General features: G+C 41.9%; 14 protein-coding genes. 5 read left to right on the top strand and 9 right to left on the bottom strand.

Annotated elements, in window-relative coordinates; all coding sequences use genetic code 11:
- Positions 1 to 67 precede the first annotated feature (67 nt).
- From recN to J2X69_RS08115, 7 genes are all read right to left on the bottom strand, one after another.
- On the bottom strand, positions 68 to 1,720 hold the full coding sequence (recN, locus tag J2X69_RS08145; RefSeq protein ID WP_310101303.1) for a DNA repair protein RecN: 1,653 nt from the start codon (positions 1,718 to 1,720) through the stop codon (positions 68 to 70).
- Positions 1,721 to 1,759: 39 nt separating this feature from the next.
- Positions 1,760 to 2,662: a DUF4835 family protein gene (locus J2X69_RS08140; protein WP_310101299.1), complete on the bottom strand. Its 903-nt coding sequence runs from the start codon at positions 2,660 to 2,662 to the stop codon at positions 1,760 to 1,762.
- A 150-nt stretch (positions 2,663 to 2,812) separates the two neighbouring features.
- On the bottom strand, positions 2,813 to 4,021 hold the full coding sequence (coaBC, locus tag J2X69_RS08135; RefSeq protein ID WP_310101295.1) for a bifunctional phosphopantothenoylcysteine decarboxylase/phosphopantothenate--cysteine ligase CoaBC: 1,209 nt from the start codon (positions 4,019 to 4,021) through the stop codon (positions 2,813 to 2,815).
- Positions 4,022 to 4,025: 4 nt separating this feature from the next.
- Positions 4,026 to 4,340, bottom strand: a complete 315-nt coding sequence (locus J2X69_RS08130) for a DNA-directed RNA polymerase subunit omega (RefSeq protein WP_310101292.1) — start codon at positions 4,338 to 4,340, stop codon at positions 4,026 to 4,028.
- A gap of 22 nt (positions 4,341 to 4,362) precedes the next feature.
- Entirely contained in the window at positions 4,363 to 5,271 is a 909-nt protein-coding gene (locus tag J2X69_RS08125; RefSeq protein ID WP_310101289.1) for an outer membrane protein assembly factor BamD, read from the bottom strand.
- A gap of 67 nt (positions 5,272 to 5,338) precedes the next feature.
- Positions 5,339 to 6,055 carry a T9SS type A sorting domain-containing protein gene (locus J2X69_RS08120; protein ID WP_310101287.1) on the bottom strand — a complete coding sequence of 239 codons (717 nt, stop codon included), beginning with the start codon at positions 6,053 to 6,055 and terminating at the stop codon, positions 5,339 to 5,341.
- Positions 6,056 to 6,224: 169 nt separating this feature from the next.
- Positions 6,225 to 7,865 carry an OstA-like protein gene (locus J2X69_RS08115; protein ID WP_310101285.1) on the bottom strand — a complete coding sequence of 547 codons (1,641 nt, stop codon included), beginning with the start codon at positions 7,863 to 7,865 and terminating at the stop codon, positions 6,225 to 6,227.
- Positions 7,866 to 7,913: 48 nt separating this feature from the next.
- On the opposite strand from J2X69_RS08115, the gene tilS reads away from it, so the two are divergent.
- The 5 genes from tilS (at position 7,914) to J2X69_RS08090 (ending at position 15,366) form a co-directional block, all read left to right on the top strand.
- Positions 7,914 to 9,233, top strand: coding sequence for a tRNA lysidine(34) synthetase TilS (tilS, locus tag J2X69_RS08110; protein WP_310101282.1), 1,320 nt, complete (start codon positions 7,914 to 7,916; stop codon positions 9,231 to 9,233).
- Between the two features lie 3 nt (positions 9,234 to 9,236).
- Complete coding sequence (locus J2X69_RS08105; RefSeq protein WP_310101279.1) at positions 9,237 to 9,752, top strand: cyclic nucleotide-binding domain-containing protein; 516 nt, start codon at positions 9,237 to 9,239, stop codon at positions 9,750 to 9,752.
- Positions 9,753 to 9,899: 147 nt separating this feature from the next.
- The gene (gene mdh / locus J2X69_RS08100) at positions 9,900 to 10,835 is read left to right on the top strand and encodes a malate dehydrogenase (RefSeq protein ID WP_310101277.1); all 936 of its coding nucleotides are present in this window, start codon (positions 9,900 to 9,902) and stop codon (positions 10,833 to 10,835) included.
- 101 nt (positions 10,836 to 10,936) lie between these two features.
- Complete coding sequence (locus tag J2X69_RS08095) at positions 10,937 to 13,642, top strand: hypothetical protein (protein ID WP_310101274.1); 2,706 nt, start codon at positions 10,937 to 10,939, stop codon at positions 13,640 to 13,642.
- A 68-nt stretch (positions 13,643 to 13,710) separates the two neighbouring features.
- Positions 13,711 to 15,366 (top strand): mechanosensitive ion channel family protein, encoded by a 1,656-nt coding sequence (locus J2X69_RS08090; protein WP_310101271.1) that lies wholly within the window; start codon positions 13,711 to 13,713, stop codon positions 15,364 to 15,366.
- Between the two features lie 95 nt (positions 15,367 to 15,461).
- On the opposite strand, the gene J2X69_RS08085 is transcribed toward J2X69_RS08090, so the two are convergent.
- A complete protein-coding gene (locus J2X69_RS08085; RefSeq protein ID WP_310101268.1) occupies positions 15,462 to 16,802 on the bottom strand; it encodes a hypothetical protein in 1,341 nt (446 codons plus the stop codon).
- A gap of 396 nt (positions 16,803 to 17,198) precedes the next feature.
- Positions 17,199 to 18,809 carry a hypothetical protein gene (locus J2X69_RS08080; protein ID WP_310101265.1) on the bottom strand — a complete coding sequence of 537 codons (1,611 nt, stop codon included), beginning with the start codon at positions 18,807 to 18,809 and terminating at the stop codon, positions 17,199 to 17,201.
- Between the last annotated feature and the right edge of the window lie 3 nt (positions 18,810 to 18,812).

Below are 18,812 nucleotides of genomic sequence, written 5' to 3'. Positions count from 1 at the left end.
TCAAAAATATTGCCCAAAAATAGGAAAAAATAATCATTCAAGCCCCTAAATTGATGTGTGGTCGGAATTACCGACGGAGCAACTCCTTGGCGCTTTCGATAGCAGATGCGGACGGTGAGGCGCCGGAGATCATTTTTGCCAGCTCCAGCACACGCTCCTCCCGATCCAGAAGTTTTATTTTACTCACCGTTTTCTCTGAAGAGTTATCCTTGTAGACAAAATAATGAAGGTCCCCCTGTCCTGCTACCTGAGGTAAATGGGTAATGCAAATTACCTGATGCTTCTTTGAAATGTCCTGCATCATCCCCACCATCTTTAACGCTACTTCACCGGATATCCCTGTATCGATTTCGTCAAAAATCAGGGTAGGCATTGCCATTTTATCGGCCATAAGGTACTTAATGGCAAAAAGCAATCTGGAAAACTCTCCTCCTGAAGCCACTTTCTTCAATGGCTGGGGAGATGATCCCTTATTCGCAGAAAACAACAATTCGATTTCATCCATTCCATCAGGGGATGGTTCAATCGACTTGTGCTCCATGACCACTTTGGAATTCTCCATTCCCAAGGCTGCGAGCAAATTCTCCAGAGAATTTTGAAAATCCTTGAAGCTTCCCTGCCGCTTTTTGCGGAGCAACATTCCTGAATCCACTACCTGCTCCCTACTTTTCTCCAATTCTCGTTTGGCCTTTTCCAGCGTTTCATCCAAATTCTGAACCTGAAATACTTTATCTGCCAGCTCTCTTTCCAGCTCCATCAACTCTTCCACAGAAGCTACCCCATGTTTTTTCTGAAGTTGGTAAATCTTACTCAGCCTATCCCGGATCTCATCCAATCGCTCAAAATCAATTTCCACTCTACTATCCTCATCAGCAAGCGTCTCTTCTATGTCCTTCAACTCAATCGTGACTGCCTGAAAACGATCCTTCAACGAAGCAAATACATGAGCCAACCGCTCCAAGGACTGCATTCCATGCTGTACCTGTGACATTCCCTGCATGATACCGAATTGCTCATCTTGGAAAAGATTCAGCATCTCATTGATTTTCAATTTGATTTCCTCAGCATTCTCAAGAATTTCCTGAGTGGACTCCAGCTCATCCTGCTCGTTTTCCTTCAATCCCAAAACACTCAATTCTTCCAATTGGAATTGGTTGAAATCAGCTTCTTTTTGTAATTCAACAGCTTTTTTACTCAGTTCTTTGAAGGTCTTGTGTGCTTTCTGAAAAGCTCTAAAATCAGTCTTATAGTTTATGAATTCCTGTTGAGTTTGGGCAAAAGCATCAATTAAGCTAAGCTGATAGCTCCCTTCTCCCAATTGCAATGTATCATGCTGAGAATGTACATCCATCAAAAATCCTCCCAGCGACTTCAATCCCTCCAAAAGCACAGGGGTATCATTTACAAAAGAACGGGATTTGCCTGCCGGACTTATTTCTCTTCTGATGATACAGGTAGGTTCATAATCCAGCTCAGCCTGTTCAAAGAATTCCTTCAGTCCATAATCGGCTATATCAAAGATTCCTTCGATCACACATTTTTTATCCTCATGAAGCAAGACTTTAGTGTCAGATCTATTGCCTAGAAGCAATCCGACTGCACCGAGCATGATGGATTTACCGGCACCGGTCTCACCGGTAATCATACTGAGTCCCGGACTTGGCTGCATGTGCAGTTGGTCAATCAAAGCATAATTAGAAATGCTGAGCGATTTGAGCATGGGTAAAGCGTTCGTTTGGGCAAAACTAAAAAATCGAGCTTAGCTTTTCAGCAGCTCGTTATACTTTCTAGCATTATTAGGGTCAACTTCCAGCAATAATTCGACTATTTCTGTCCGAATCTCTAGAGAAGCATTTTTCATTACTGAAGCTATCTCATCGCTTTTGGCATCCATGAATGTAATGGTAAAAATCCCATTAGGCTGAGTTTTGTTTGCCTCTGCCAAAATCCGAATTGCTTCAAGGATATTTCCATATGCCTCTTGTGGACGAATCTGAAGAATATCCAACCCTTGGCGATGATACAGATAATAAGCATCCCGGATCACAGAAAAAACCGAAGAAATATAAATATCGTTAGTCAAAGCGTACCGGTTTCTCCGGTCAGAGGAATTCTGAACCCAGCCCGGTCTTCCGGATTGCTGTGCATTATTGACGATATCATTTGCTGCGGCAAAGAATTCATCTCCGCCTCGACTTTCGAAGGAATCATAATCCAACCCCAAGGCGATATGTGCATAAAATGCCAACAACGAGCTAATACTGTTCAAGTAGGTAAATCGATTGAATTCCAGAGGCTGGGATTCTATGTAATCAAAACTCCAGTTCCTATCAGCAAAATTAAAGACCAGACTTTCGTAATTTGTCCCATAAACAGGTCTGACAGTCTGGATCTGCACAGTAGCATTGTAAGACCCTACCTGCGGTACATCACTTATCGTGATAAGTAGATTCCCTTTGATACGCTCCTCAGGACGAAATTCATCCGTAGTCCAAGACCTTCCATTAAGAAATTGCTCAAAACTAGTCTTCATCTGGGAAAACACATCTGTGTTCTGGATCCGCGCACGTTCACTGTTGATCGTCACAGTGAAATTCAGCTCCTGTGAAAGACCGATGAATGAATAGCAAAAGAAGAGTATCAGGAGAATTCCCTTTTTCATCTGTTTTTATTTTGTTTTAAGAGTTCAGATAGCTTGTCCCGATCCGCCGCGGCGGATCGGGAGAATCCCGCTCGGTGAATAATCATCCCTTTGTGTGCCGACTACGACATGCTCGATTTCATAGTCTTAAAAATAAGGAATTATATATCCTCAAACCCAAACAGGGATATTTTTGATTTGATCCACTATCAGAGTTGCTATTTGGCTTTTTGGCAAAATCTCAGATTCAACGGACAATCCTGAAGCATGAAAAATATGTACTTTATTCGTATCCAACTGAAATCCCGCCCCAGATTCCTTCATGGAATTCAGCACTATTAGATCAAAATTCTTCTTTATGAGCTTCCGCTGAGCATTGTCAAATTCCTTCTCTGTCTCCAAAGCAAAGCCAATATGTATCTGGTTCTGTTTTTTCCGGGCACCCAAATTTGTTGCTATATCTACATTCTTAACCAAGTCAATAGAAAGGGTCACATCATTTTTTTTAATCTTCTCAGGAGCAATTTCCGCTGGAGTATAATCAGCCACAGCTGCAGCAAAAATGCATATATCCATTTGGCTATGAAGTTCAGAAGCAGCTTCGTACATTTCTTTGGCTGATTTCACATCTTGCCAGCGAAAGCTACCTTTATTTACCTTCAATGAAATCGGGCCGGAAATCACAAATACCTCTGCTCCCCTCGAAAGAAAGGCTTCCGCCAAAGCAAGTCCCATTTTTCCACTGGAGTGATTGCTAATATACCTCACCGGATCCAGCGCCTCCTGTGTAGGCCCCATGGTGATCAATACTTTTTTTCCTTTGAACTCAGCTTTGGAAGCAAAAAAGCTCTCGACTTTAGCCAGAATATGCTCAGGCTCCATCATCCTACCCTGACCGGACAATCCGCTTGCCAATTCCCCCGATTCGGCATCAAGGATAATATTACCAAAGGATTCAAGTCTCTGAATAGTTGATTGTACCGCAGGATGCTGATACATATCGAGATCCATGGCCGGAGCTACCATCACGGGACATCTTGCAGACAGATAGGTAGCAGAAAGCAAATTATCACAGATACCGTTGGCAAATTTAGCCAAGGTATTCGCACTGATTGGCGCTACTAAAAATAGATCCGCCCAAAGTCCCAATTCCACATGATTGTTCCATACTCCTGTTTCGTCTTTCTGAAATCGGCTTAAAACAGGCTTCTTGGAAAGTGTGGACAATGTGAGCGGAGTAATAAAATCAGAAGCAGAAGCGCTCATAATAATCTGCACTTCTGCTCCTTCTTTGACTAATAAACGGGTAAGAATTGCGGACTTGTAAGCAGCGATGCTTCCTGTCACGCCCAATAGTATTTTCTTACCCTTCAGACTCATAGATTTACTCGCCTGCCGGCTCTTCCGGAAATCTGCTGTACACTTTCCCTTCCATGAATTCTTCCATGGCAAGTGTGCTTGGTTTTGGCATTCTTTCGTAAAACTTAGAGATTTCAATCTGCTCTTTGTTTTCAAATACTTCTTCCAAATTATCTACAGTAGACGCAAATTCAGAAAGCTTAATATTCAACTCCTCTTTCAACGTATTGGAGATTTGCTTTGCTCTCTGCCCTACTATATGAAGAGACTCGTATATATTGCCTGTCTTATCGGCGATTATATCAAGATCTCTAGTAATGATGGATGGATTAACTGCCATATTTTTGTTGGATTAATAAGTTCTAATTAATTTCTACTTTTTCTAAAGGCTGATTCTCTATTTCTCTGGCTTTCTGTTCAGCCAATTGTTCCGCATATTCCTTCTGAAGAACAGCATGCGATTGCAACTCCTTTTTCGCCCTTGCCTCGATTTCTTTTACTTTCCCGGTATAGACACTAGTTGGATATTTACGATAGAAAGAAGTCGCAAATGCCAAGGCATCATTTAATCTTTCTTCTTTTTTAAGAAAAGTACTATTTCTAGCATATCCTGTACCCACTTCCACCAGCTTGTAGGAAAGCTCTTCGTTATGCTTACTCTCAGGGTAATTCTTTATGAAATTTTGAAAGTTGATAATACACGCTCGGTAGAAATCCCCGGGATACAGACCATCTTTTAGTTTATAATACATGGAAGACTCCATGTAGGCTTTCTGCTCAAACCTACCCTGCAAATCAACCAACATATCCATAGCACGCTCATAACTGGCTGAAGCAGGAAACTTGGTCACAAACTGCTGAATTGCGGCAACTGCTTCCTGAGAACTTTGCTGATCCAGATTGGCATCGGGAGCATCAAGGTAAAGCGAATATGCGTTCATGAACAACGCTTCTTCCGCCAGTGGGCTTCTGTTATAGGTCCTGAAGAAATTGCTGAAATAACCGGCAGCCTCAATGTACCGCTTTGTCTTAAAATGGCAATTGGCATAGTTATAATCTGCCAATTCAGCTTTTTCGCTTCCTCTGATCACAGGCAACACCTTGTCATACAAGATAATGGCCTTATTATACTCACCTTCCTGATAATATTTGTTTGCTCCGGCATAAATATCCTCCCAATTCGTGCTTTTTTCCAGCTTGTTGAATGGACCGCAGGAACTTGCAGCAAGTATGATGATCAGTAATAGAATGGATTGTATACGCATTTTCATTTTCAAGACCGCAAATATACGGGATAATTATTCGGATTCAAATGGATAATAGCCAGTTGGCCAAGTCTTACTTCTTGACAACGAGCTTCTTGGTCACAATATTCTTATTGTCCAAGAAAAGAGTATAGAAATAAATCCCCGGATTGAAATCAGAGACATTAATGGCCAGGGAGTTTCTTTCCGGATCAAGTTCATAATTTGCTATGGGGTTGCCTATGAAGCTATTTATTGTAATCCTCGCCTTAACAGACTGGTTTTTGAAATTATAATCAAACTGGGCAGTTCTCACACTGGGATTCGGATAGACATCACTCAGGACGATATCCTTGTAGTCAAACTCGTTCACTTTGATAGCAGGATCATTCACCGCATATCTAGCTTCAACGACGAACAGGTCTTTTAGATTGTTTTCATTTACAAATGATAAATCAAAAGAACCCCGGGTTTCAACAATCCCCATGTCAAAGTCAAGGTATAAATCAGTCAGTAATTCCCCAGGCGCCAAAGTCAATTTAATTTTCGCAAGATCTCTTTTAGGATCATAACATTGATCTCCTATGCAGATCCTTACCTTTTGAGAAGACCCAATATTCCCGCGAAGGTTCTTGAGCAGATATGTTTTGATTTGACTAGTCTCGTTCTGGAGGATCACCGTTTTGCGTTGGGTTGACCCCAGATCTCCACGAAATTCTATTCCGTCACTCAACACACGCACTTGCTGTGCTCCCACCAACACGGGAACCAACAGCCAAAGCCATGCAAAAAATATGAGTATTTGTTTCATGTAAAATTTCTATCGATACGCCTTCAGTGTTGTAACTGTATTCAATATACGGACAAAATTAAGCCAATGGTTAAGTATTTCGAGAAAAATGCGGTTAAAATCTGTTAACCCTTTTGAAATTTTTTCAGCCTAAGCACGTTACAGCTTATTTTCCAGTACCGACCGCTGCTTATGGACTACTTTTTATGGGTTTCCATCCCTGTTCTTCCAACGATTTCAGGATCTCTTCGTCGGTAGGCAAAACCAATTTCACTTCCGGATCATTAAATAAATTCTCCGCTTTAGGGTCGATTTCTTCGGGTTTTCTCCATGCATCAATATCTTCTATGGTGGGCTTTTCCTCAAACCTCCACACGAACCCTTCCAGCCTAGAATTATCTTCATTCACTAGCTGAAACGGCGTAAATTTCCCATCAGGTTTGACTCCATAAGTCACACGCTGAATCACCCCTTCTTTAAATCTAAGTTTGATATTGGCACTTAACGTTTTATTGATTCCCTGAGAGATGGTATCAGACTGCAATGCAAAATATAGAGACTCCCCGTTGCCGTCTATGTCGATTCTGTCCATTTGACCATTCTCAAAATAACCGAACATCCTCCTGCCCTTCATCTGATTGAAATTACTGATTGTATCCTGGGTGATTACGAACACTTTGTCTTTCATAAACACACGGTCCAGTTCCTCGTTGGCTATATAAAAAACCATGCTATCAGCTGTAATCTGACTTTTCTGATTCCACATTACAGGGTCCTTGAAAAGCTGTATGGAAGAATCAGAATAATTATACGCCAGTGAATCAGCTATGCCCGACATATCTGTTTTCACCAGCTTAACGGATCGAAAAGCCAATAAATACTTCATGGAATCGGCTTCACCATCCTGAGAAATCAAGGAATCAGAAGCCATATACAGCGTATCTTTTTCAAAATACCTCCTGACTAAGGCATTACCATGGACCAGGCTATGCTTACGCTCATCCCAATACTCCCCTTCGTCTCCAAAAACTTCTACCTGACGCTCTTTATTAAGCACTCTCACATCTTCTATCCCCTTATAATAAGCATCCAACTCACTGTAAAACAACTCCATAGCTTTCACTCTACTCGTTTCTGTCTCCACTACTCCATCGTAAAATCTGAATTTTTTTTCCTGAGTTTCATAAAAACTACCTTTTTGGGCATCAAGCGTATTGCCATCCTTTGAGATCAGATTCGTCAACCCTTTTGTTTCCGCAGTTTTGGGTATGGTCATATAAACCAAATCATTGGTTTTCATGGTATAGTCAGGATTGACCAGCACCACATTATTCTGAAATGTGATCCGCTCCACATTCACTTCGTACTTGCCACGCTCACTCGTCAGGACGTTTACAGAGTCCACTACTTTTCCGTCATTGTAATAATAGGCTATGTTGCCTGCGCGATCATAATCAAGATATTCGGTGGTTAGTGTAGTTTTTTGATTGGTGAAGACTACATTCTTTCTAAGCTTTGCAAGCTTGGTATTTCCGTCATATTCGGCATAGGCACTGGTAGTCTGCACAGGATCTTCCACATCCACTATCCTTACATTCCCGAATAGCCTTGCCTTATTTTCTTCTCTGAAGAAATGTGCCGAATCACAATAAATCAAAGACTTCTGATGCTTCATGTGGACATCTCCCAATAAGCGATCAAAACCTTTAGCTCCTATCAACTCATCTGCCTGCCTAATCTCCAAAGTGGAAGGTTGCTGAGCATAAGAATAAAATGATACGCCCCAAAAAGCCAGCAGGAAAAAGAAAGTACGGGAGAGAGATGAAGTCATAGTGGCACGAATGTGGGCAAAATTAGCAGAAAATGATATTTTTGGTCAATGGTTGAAGCTTTTATCCGGCATATCCGGAACAAATCAATTTTAGATCCCTCCAAAACCTACCTATTGGCAAGCAGCGGCGGCATGGACAGCATGTGCTTAGGCAATCTTCTTACCAAAGCAGAAATCCCATTTGAAATAGCCCACGTCAATTTCCAACTACGCGCAGAGGAAAGTGATGGGGATGAAAACTTTCTAAGAAAATGGGCACTTTCCCAAGGCAAAATCATTCATGTACATTACGCAGAGACGTATAAATTCGCTACCGAGAGAAACATTTCTACGCAAATGGCTGCCCGGGAGATTCGATACGACTGGTTTGAGAAATTACGGGCAGAACGAAAACTGGACGGAATAGTTCTGGCACATCATGAAGATGATCAGATTGAGACTATTTTCCTGAATCTTCTACGAGGCACAGGCATAGAAGGAATCTACGGAATGGCAGAACGTAGAGGCTGGCTGGTCCGTCCCCTACTGCCTTTTGGAAGAGAAGAAATCCGCAACTATGTAGAGGAAAATCAAATCGAATGGAGAGAAGACAGTTCAAATGAAAAAACTGATTACAAGCGCAATAAGCTCCGCCACATCACTTTACCCGCGCTCTATGCTGTAGCCGATGATGCCAAGGCAAATCTGCTGAATAGTTTTGGCAGACTGAAGGATACAGGTAAGGCTTTTACCACGCTTTTTGAAAACTGGAAAAATGAAAAAATCGAAGATTCTGACGGGATGCAAACCCTTTCCACGGCCGATATCCTGAGGTCTCCCGGTGCAGCATCTCTTCTCTACTTCTGGCTCCGTCCATATGGTTTCAATTCCGGTCAGGCACAGGACATTTTGGAAACCTGTCAAAACGGGGATTCCGGAAAACTATTCGAAAGCGCTACCCATTTGCTCAATTATGACAGGGGCCAATTGATCTTGGCATCTATCCCAAGCGAATTTGAATCTATCTCAGTGTCCGAAGATGCTATTGAGTTCCTACTGCCTGAAGGCAAGTATGAGATACTTAAACTGGAAGGCAAGGAAAATCTGGACAAAACACGTCATAATGCCATGCTTGATCTGGAGAGGCTTAGTTTCCCATTAGAGATCCGAACTTGGCAAGAAGGTGATCGATTTATACCCCTGGGAATGAAAAACACCAAGAAAATATCGGACTTCCTAATAGATATGAAAGTACCTGTGATGAAAAAACATGCGGTAAAAGTATTACTTTCAGAAGGTCAAATAGCTTGGGTGATAGGCTATAGAATTGCTGATTGGGCTAAATCAACAGCAGCCACCAGAAAGCTACTTTATCTAAAAAAACGATAAGCAATGCGCAATCCATTTTCCAAAACATACACTGAGACTGAGGAACAAATGTTCCGTTTTCTTGGACAGATTAAGTTTTTTGAAAGCTTGAAAAACAAGGAAATGATTCGATTCATCCCTGCAATGCATCACCGGAAGTATGTCAAAGACGAAGTGGTGTTTTTCAGTAAAGACCCCAGCCAAGCACTTTACCTGGTCAAAAGTGGAAATATTAGCCTCACCATCGATATAAAAGACAGTTTCGAGACTATCCTTGAAATCAAAAGAGGTGAAGCTTTTGGGGAAAATTCCCTGCTCGAAAATGCAAAGAGAACCTATACCGCCATTGTCGTATCGGAGGAGGCCGAACTGATTGTAATTCCCCACTTTGCGATACAGGAGATTTTTGACAGCAACCCAAAGATCAAGGCAAAAATGATGACCTCGCTGACCGACTATTACAATCAGAACAATCAGCGGCTTTTCCGCTCCTACCGAGAATCATTTGGCTTCTTCAGCCTCCGTCAAATGTTTGAATAACAAAGTCCAAACAGGGCATTCCAAATTTGTCAAAAAAACTTAATTACTTCCAAAGTATTCCGGGCTCTATTTCGAATCCTAGGCATTGTTTAATAACTTAGCGCCGCTTTTAACGCAATATATTCATATATAAAATCTATAAATCTAATGAGCAAAGTAACCGTAGTAGGAGCTGGTAATGTGGGCGCAACCTGTGCCGATGTATTGGCTTATCGCGAAATCGCCGAGGAAATTGTACTAATTGACATCAAAGAAGGAGTAGCTGAAGGCAAAGCACTTGACATTTTTCAGAAAGCACCCATTAACCAATACGATAGCCGCACCACAGGAAGCACAAATGATTATAGCAAGACTGCTAATTCAGATGTAGTGGTAATCACTTCCGGGCTTCCACGCAAACCCGGAATGACCCGTGACGACTTGATCGAAACCAATGCAGGTATCGTGAAGTCAGTGACTGAGAATGTCATCAAGCACTCCCCTAACGCAATCATCATTGTGGTTTCCAATCCACTTGATGTAATGACTTACCAAGCTCATATCACTGCCGGTATTTCCAGAAACAAAGTGATCGGTATGGCGGGCATCTTGGATACCGCGCGTTACCGCGCGTTCCTTGCCGAGGAATTGAATGTATCTCCAAAGGAAATCCAGGCAATCCTAATGGGTGGTCATGGTGACACTATGGTTCCTCTCCCACGCTACACTACAGTTGCAGGTATTCCTGTGACTGAATTGGTAGCGAAAGATAAACTTGACGCAATCATCGAAAGAACTAAATTCGGCGGCGGTGAGCTAGTTAAGCTGATGGGTACTTCTGCCTGGTATGCTCCGGGGTCAGCAGCTGCTCAAATGGTAGAAGCAATCTTGAAAAATCAAAGAAGAGTATTCCCTGTCTGCATCAAACTTGAAGGCGAATACGGTATCGATGATTGTTACCTGGGTGTACCGGTAATTCTTGGCAAAAACGGCGTAGAGAAAGTATTGGAACTCGACCTTAATGCTGAAGAAAAAGCACTTCTTGAGACTTCTAGAGGTCATGTGAAAGAAGTAATGGAAGTTTTGAACAAGCTGGGCAAATAATTCCCGGCAGATTTAACTATCAGACCTGAGATTCTCTTCCTTTTGTAGGGGTTTCTTAGGTCTGATTTTTGTAATATACCATCTGAATCATCTGTGAGCCCGTGAAGATCTGGAAAAGCCTACTTATTCTTTTTACCGCCCTAATCCTCGCCGGAGGCTGCTTTTGGATCTACAAAACCCACTTTTCATCCCGCAAAGTCAACAGCCTAGAAGTAATCAGTCAAAATGCAGTGTTTGTTTTTGAGACACACCAAGGTGCTGCTCAATGGAATACCTTAGTCAATGACCCCGTTTGGGATATTTTAAAAACATTTCCTGCATTTCAGAAATTATCCAATCAACTCATCACCCTGGACAGTCTCAATGGCGGTTCCGGTGAAATCGCAAAATCCATAAATGGCCAGCAAGCCACTATCAGCCTTCATTCTACAGGTATTGAAACCTTCGATCTACTTTTTACCATAAATCTCAACCCCTCGACCGCAACGGATTTTATAGACGAAATCAAATCCCGGATTCCTTCAGGATCAAGATTCCAACCTCGAAAATATTCCGACAAAGATGTGCTGGAATTCTACGATTCTGAAAACAACAGACTTTGGAGCATATCACTACTCGGTGACTTAGCTGTGATTTCTTCTTCCTCTTTCTTGGTAGAAGAGGCCATACGGTTCTATGTGAATGAAGATCAACAAAGTTTTTTCCCTTTGGTGAAGTCTATTCCCTACAACTCAACTATACAAGGCAGACTTTTGCTTGACGGCAAAGGCCTTGGAAGTCTGCTGAAAGGAATCGGTGGGCAAAGAGAAAGCTCTGCTATAGCTGCCTTGGAGATGATGCCGGGAGTGGTGGCTCTGGACTTACACTTGGAAGAAAACCAGATGGTTTTCAAAGGCCCGGTGATCTATGATGAGGAGGTTAACTTCACGCCATCCATCCAAGCCAATCTTGCAGCTATCGAAGAAGTAATCCCCAATCGTACCCTTGCCCTTACCCAGATCAATCTAGAAAGCATTTACGAAACTCAAAAGATTGCTAACCGGGCATTTACAGCTAGAGCAACGTTTAACGGAGAGATTCAGCGCAAGCTCTTAGACAGAGGTTTTCTGGATAATTTCACCGGAGAGCTGTATTTACTTGAGTTGGAAAATGCGGGTGGAGCAGATCAAAATTTGGCGCTCTTGGCAAGGACTACAGATGCTGAGCCGGCTATTCAGCAACTCAAAGAATTCCAAGAAAGTGAAAGTGACGAGGGTTCTGATTTCTATTCCGGCCATGAGATTTTATACTTCTCCGAGGAAGATTTTCCAGCGCATTTATTGGAGGGTAAATTCCCTGGCTTTGGACAGACTTTTATTACCTCAGAAAACGATGTGCTGATTTTTGCCAATTCCCAACAAGCCATGAAGCTTGTTCTGGATGATATTCGCTCCGGAAGCACTTGGGGAAAATCATCAAGAGCTCCCAAAGCTAAAAAAGATTTGATCCCTACTGCAGGATTCAGCCGCATTTTCTTGACAGACCTTGTTTGGGATTCCTGGACTAAAAAATCCAATCCATCCTGGAGTTCCTTCCTTCAAAAATATTCCGAAGCTTTCAGGTCTTTCTTATGGGTTTCCTTTAGAATAAACCAACTCCAAAATAGAACAGAAGCTACACTGAGCTTCCCGTATGATAGAGAGTCCAAGCCCACGATTGTAACAACTGATGCAATTTCCTTGCAGCCAAGCAATAGGATTTCTTTTAATCAACAATTAATCTATGGACCAAAATCCATCATTAATTATCAAGACAATACCGAAGATCTACTAGTCCAAGATCAAAACTATGTGCTTCACCTGATCAATTCGGCAGGCCAGGAGGTTTATTCCGAGCAATTGCCAGGCCCAATTGTGTCAGATGCTTTCCAAATTGATTACTATAAAAATGGAAAACTACAGTTGCTCGTAGCGACAGCTGAGAAAATCTATGGAATAGACAGACTGGGATCCCCTCTCCCGGGATATCCACTTGGGGCTAGCGGAGAAAAGATCACCCATTTCAATCTCGTCGATTACAGCAATACCAAAGACTACAGGTATTTCATCAGCACTGAGGAAGGCAACTTATTCTTACTTGACAAGACAGGAGAACAGCTGGAAGGCTGGAATCCCAATCGGATAGGAGCTAAAACTACCGGCGCACCTGCACATTACAGAGTGCCCGGAAAAGGGGACTTTATGGTAGCCTTGACAGAAAACGGGAAACTTCAGCTTTTCAACAGAAGAGGGGAAAGCCAATCCGGATCTTCAGTCAAACTCGGGGAATCCTTCAACTCCGGCTTGATCGCCTGGAGAGACCCTAAGTCCCGATCTACCCAACTTGTAGGAATCACCAAAAATGGAGAAGTGATCCACGCTAACTTCAATGGAGAAATCGGATACAGAAACCAATTGATCAAAAATGACCGGGACAGTGAATTCCTGCTGGTTCCTGACCAGAAGAAAAACGATTTTGTCTTTATCTCACGTCAGTTTAATGAAGTAAGTGTGCTTGACCGAAATGAAAAACCTCTGTTCAGCACCCGCGTATCAGATCAAAACCTGATTTATCAATATTTTGATTTCGGATCAAACAGACAGCTATTCACGATCACAGATCTCAATCAAGAGTTTTGCTATTTGTATGATCTAAAAGGAAATCTCCAAACTACCATGCCGCTGGAAAGCACCGGTCCAATCCAGATCACCTACCAGTCGTCCTTGGGTCAATATTTGATCAGAACTGTAAGTGGCACTACACTTACTGAATTTCAATTGGCTGATTAGGCATATGCCCGTTCTCTTGGGCTTCGTATCTCGATTGGCTAACTTGCAAAAAATCACCAAACCAACTAATGCTGAAAAAGTATTTCATTCTATTACCCTTACTTCTTTGGATTAGCACTCAGGCTTCTGGCCAACTGATATCGGGTAAGGAAGATGTTTACAGAATAGGCAATTCAGTCAATCTGAGTTCTCCTTATCACACGACTCTCTCTTTTTTCTACAATCTGGAAGAAGAGCACTACCAGCCTGAAAAAGCAGCCTTGACACTTGACCTTTCTGATAGAAAGGATCAAGATGGACAACGTCTAGCCATAAAACTAAAACAGATTTTTGAGGGTAAAGGGATATTGATTCGAACCAATGAAATCCCGAATGAACAAAACTACTTTGACAGCACTTCCGCAAATAATGAGAACATCTATTATTTCGACAGACAAAAGCTCCCTGGAATCTTCCTGCAAAAGAGCGGTGATAGTTGGAAATATTCGGCCTTCAGCGTCAGCCAGATAGATGAACTTCACTCAGAAACCTATCCCTACGGAACGGCTAAGCTTCTAAACATCTTACCCAAAATTGGAAACCAGGAGTATCTGGGACTCCATCTTTGGCAATTGGTAGGTTTGTTTATTCTACTTCTTTTGATTTTTCTATCCCACTGGATTTTCACTTTGGTGGTGGACAAATTGATGCTTTATCTTTTCAACAGATACGGCTACGGCAAAGTGGGTGAAGACTATATCCTACCGGTAGCCCGAGTCATCAGCTTCTATCTAATTGTGGTTTTGCTGTCGCTTTTTATCCGAGTTCTCCAGCTGCCAATTGAGATTTGGTCATGGATACTGATCGTACTGCGTACCCTTAAACCATTCCTAGTCACTATCATCTTCTACAAGTTGACAGATGTGATAGCAGCTTATTTTGCCAAACTGGCCACCAAAACCGAATCCACGCTAGATGATCAATTGGTGCCTTTGATGCGCAAGACACTGAAGGCATTTGTGATTCTGGTGGGGACATTGTTTATCCTACGGGATGGTCTGAATCTTGACATTATTCCATTCCTGACGGGCCTCTCGATTGGTGGTGTCGCGATTGCCTTAGCCGCTCAGGACACGATCAAAAACTTCTTCGGATCGGTCATGATTTTCATTGACAAGCCATTCCAAGTGGGTGATTGGATTACATCAGGTGAGATCGATGGGACAGTAGAAGAAGTCGGGTTTAGATCTACCCGAATCCGGACGTTCAGAAATTCTCTCATGTACGTGCCAAACGGGAAAATTGCAGATGCCATTCTGGACAACCATGGTTTACGTCAATATAGGCGATTTTACACCACCCTGACAATTACCTATGACACTCCACCTGAGCTAATCGATGAGTTCGTAAAAGGACTCCGTCAGATCGTACTTGCCCACCCGAATACCCGAAAAGATGGATATCATGTCTATTTCAACAGCCTATCTTCTTTCAGCCAAGACATTATGTTTTACATCTTTTTTGAGGTTCCTACCTGGGCAGAAGAACTGCAGTCCAGGCATGAGATATTGATACAGATCGTGAAGTTAGCCAATTCGATAGGCGTACGTTTTGCTTTCCCTACGCAGACATTGCACATGGAATCCTTCCCTGAAAAGAAGACCTTGGTACCGCAATACAGCGGGGGATACGAAGCTAAAGTAACCGAGTTTGTTCAACGGGAATTAAGCCGTAAAAAAGAGTAACTAAAAAGCATAATTCATCATTCTTACCAATGTTGCTCTTGCCTGCAGTACTCTCAAGCCCTTGAGGCAGGTTCTATCGCCCCTTTATATTCTTCCTAAAATATAAATCCGATTCCTGTTTCAAAAACATTATTTATTGGATTTGAGTCTCCAACAAAATTATTTTTTCTGTGTTGATAGTTTGCTTTCAACACAATGTTTTCTTTTGTGTTGAAATTGACGCCAAATGTCAATATCTCCAGGTTGTTTTCAATTCTAGGCAAGGATTGGATATCCTGATGAATGCTGTGGTGTGTATTCAATCTTTCATAACGTGAAAAAAGGCTCAACTTCATTTCATGTGTATTAAAAAGAAATGACTTCTTCCCATTTATACTGTCATTCCTTCTTAAATATGGCAAAATGTCACAGCCCAATTCAAACAGATAACCATAAACCTCTTTTCCAAGAACCTGTCCGTTGTTTCCTACTTGTCTATCGGAAGACGGGTGATTGTCTTTTGTCAGCTCGGCTATTTTCTCTGTATCGCCAAGGCGTCCATAAGTTCCTACTGTTACAAATCTAAAATTACCCCAATCATATTTAGCATAAGCCGTAGTTAGGTTGATATTTCCCTTTACTTCAACTTGCTCATTGTTCAATTCAACCATTTCTCCCTGACCCGAATTTCCGTAATACCCTGATGCAGATAGTGTCAAATTTTTAATCCCCATATAATTTATCTGTGGATTTATGGAAATAGATTTTGGCACATCGAAACGTATTTCCCTGCCCTGCCTTATCCAAGTTCCGCCCAGGTAATTTCTACTGTTAAGCCCTTGCGAAAACCCTAAAGCATAACTCCAGTTTTTTGAAATGTTGCCATAAAACATTGCTCCAAATTCAATCCAAGTAGATGGTATTATTAACCGTTCTACATCCGAACGGTTTACGGAATAAAACATCACCGGCTCATCGTTGTTGTTGACATAACCAATTGTCAGGGGATAAAAACCCACACGGGCCTTTAAATAGTCTTTGTAGAGATAATCGAAAAAGGCCTCAATTACTATCTCATGATGAGTCTCCTGCATCTTGTAATGCAAAAATTCTATCTGAAATTCTGAATTCCAGATTAACTTGTCTGTGATACGATAGCCAAAAAAAGTCGCATACCTGTAAAGTCCCGAATAATACAATTCTAAGTCTCCTACATCCGTATTCACATTGTTTTGGACAGGCACATAATTAAACTCCCCAAAACCACTAATTGAATACCTTTTGTCGGAAAAGAATATTTTAGAAGCGGCAAGTGCCAATCCCGGTTGTTGCTGATATTTTAGTTTTTCAACTGTTCGCTGGTCATCGGTTTTCTGTATAGTGTCATTTTGTGCTTGCGCGTAAACATTCGCTGCCATTAGTACCATTACAGCCAATGCAAAATATAGCTTCGTCATTCTTCTCATTTTTCTGTTACCGTTGATTTTTCTATTGCTCACGTGCAACAACAGCCGAAAAACACACACAAGCCTTTGAACATAAGTAGATTAAAAGACTCATCGACTTTACGCTGCTGGAGTATTCCCTAGTTGAAGTGATGATGTAGTCGTGATGGCCAACCACTGATTAAAAGGTTAACCCAAGGCTAAGCCGATATCATTAACCAAGCGCAAAGTTCCGGTTATTCTAAGAAAATAGGTATTAGAAAGCCAATAGAAAAAAATTAGAATTTTATTAGAACGGATTAACCGAGGGGGTAATCGCCTACGCTGTTTTCACAGACAAATTTGAAATCAGTCCTTCAAAAGGTACTTGTTTCTGCTTTTTTCAATCTCTATTAAAAAACAAGCCTCTCACTTTACTATGAAAGTTCTCAGATACTTTTTTGATTCTCCTCCTTGGGTCTTCGCTCTGATCGTAATCAAATATTCCCCTTTTAGGTCGGGGACTTGAATCTCTATAGAATTGCCTACGGGAGATGCTTCAGGGATTTCAGACCAATACAATACCGTTCGCCAATCCATGATCTCCCGACCCGGATGTGGTGCGTCAAAAAGAGACACAGCAGATGCTACCTTAGGCTGTATCCCTTCATAGTCGAGGTAGATCCCGTTGGAAGGAATGGGAAATCCTCCAAAGTCATTTTTATAAGAACTAAAGCTCATTACACCGGGAAACTTTTCTTCATTTAGATAAAAAGTACGGGTCAGTATTTCAAGTTTTTCAAAACTTTTAGGATCAAATCCAGCCAATAAATCCGAATCAAAAACAGGTAGTGCATCGATCAGCATAAGGGGATTGGAACTAAAACCGGCATCCATCGCCTCATCTAATGCCCTAAACTCCTTCTTCTTCTTAATGTTCCTTACCGAAATCTCCGGCACATATTCTTTAATAACAGTTGCCACTGTTTCAAATCTTGTATAATCATCCAGGAGATACGTTCGATCTTCCGTAAAACCCGTCACCACAGGAAACAAACTAGCTTCAAATTCATTAACGAAATACCCTTCTACCTGACCGCCTTTTAGCAATTCCTGAAGAAGACCTTGATCCGCAGGACTTATTTCAAGTTGAGGAAACACAAAATCACTTTTGAAGCCGGTGACCGGTCCGGGAGAAACTATCCCAAAGTCCAACAAACTCCCATTATTACTTGCCTGAGCTACAAGAAATTTCCAATTTTTCATCCCTCCTGCATCGAAAAACATACTTCCCGCTGCATTCGGACGGTCAGTAAACAGAGCTGACTTCTCCCCATGCAGAGACAGGTAGTACAGCTTCGTGGTATCTACAGAAGCTCCCTCCACTTTGGCTTCGATGACATGCCCAAAAAGCTCAGGGATCAAGGTATGTTGCTGAATTGACTCATACGCCCTTGCTGAGGAAATCATCCCCCGATCAGTCAAAAATGGATTTTCCGCAGCTATGCTAACCTCATTTATCTCCACTCCCGTAGGCAACTCTATTTTCAACTTGTCCCCGGATGTATTTATCTCAGAGGACAAAATCACTTCACCGAAACCTTGAGTCCGAACAGTATTTTTGCGCTCAGGAACGACCGTAGGCGGGACGTTTCTATTGAATACTGTGATAAATTGCTGTACCAACCCTTCTTCTAAATCTTGGTAAGGGCTTATTCTGGTAAATACGCGAAGGAGATAATTGTCCGAGGGAAGATTTATCGGAAGCTGCAGAAAGTTAAAGCTCTTTCCTTCCTCCAAAGGCATCTTGGCAATAGCGACTGCCTCATTGTATCGATTGACAAGTTCTGCATAGATGATCTTTGACTCCGCAGGAATATCACTCTGCATAGCTTGACTGGCAATCCAAACCCGCTCTCCTCCAAAATAGATCGTCTTGGGAATAGAAAAATCTACTTTCTCTACCCCATTATCCTGACCCAATGAAGTCTGACAAAATCCAAGGCCAAGAAAGAGAAATACAAAAATTTTATGTGACATGCT

Origin of the sequence: Algoriphagus sp. 4150, assembly GCF_031457395.1 — a bacterium.
Classification (GTDB): Bacteria; Bacteroidota; Bacteroidia; order Cytophagales; family Cyclobacteriaceae; genus Algoriphagus.
This window is presented reverse-complemented; position numbering and strand designations above follow the sequence as displayed.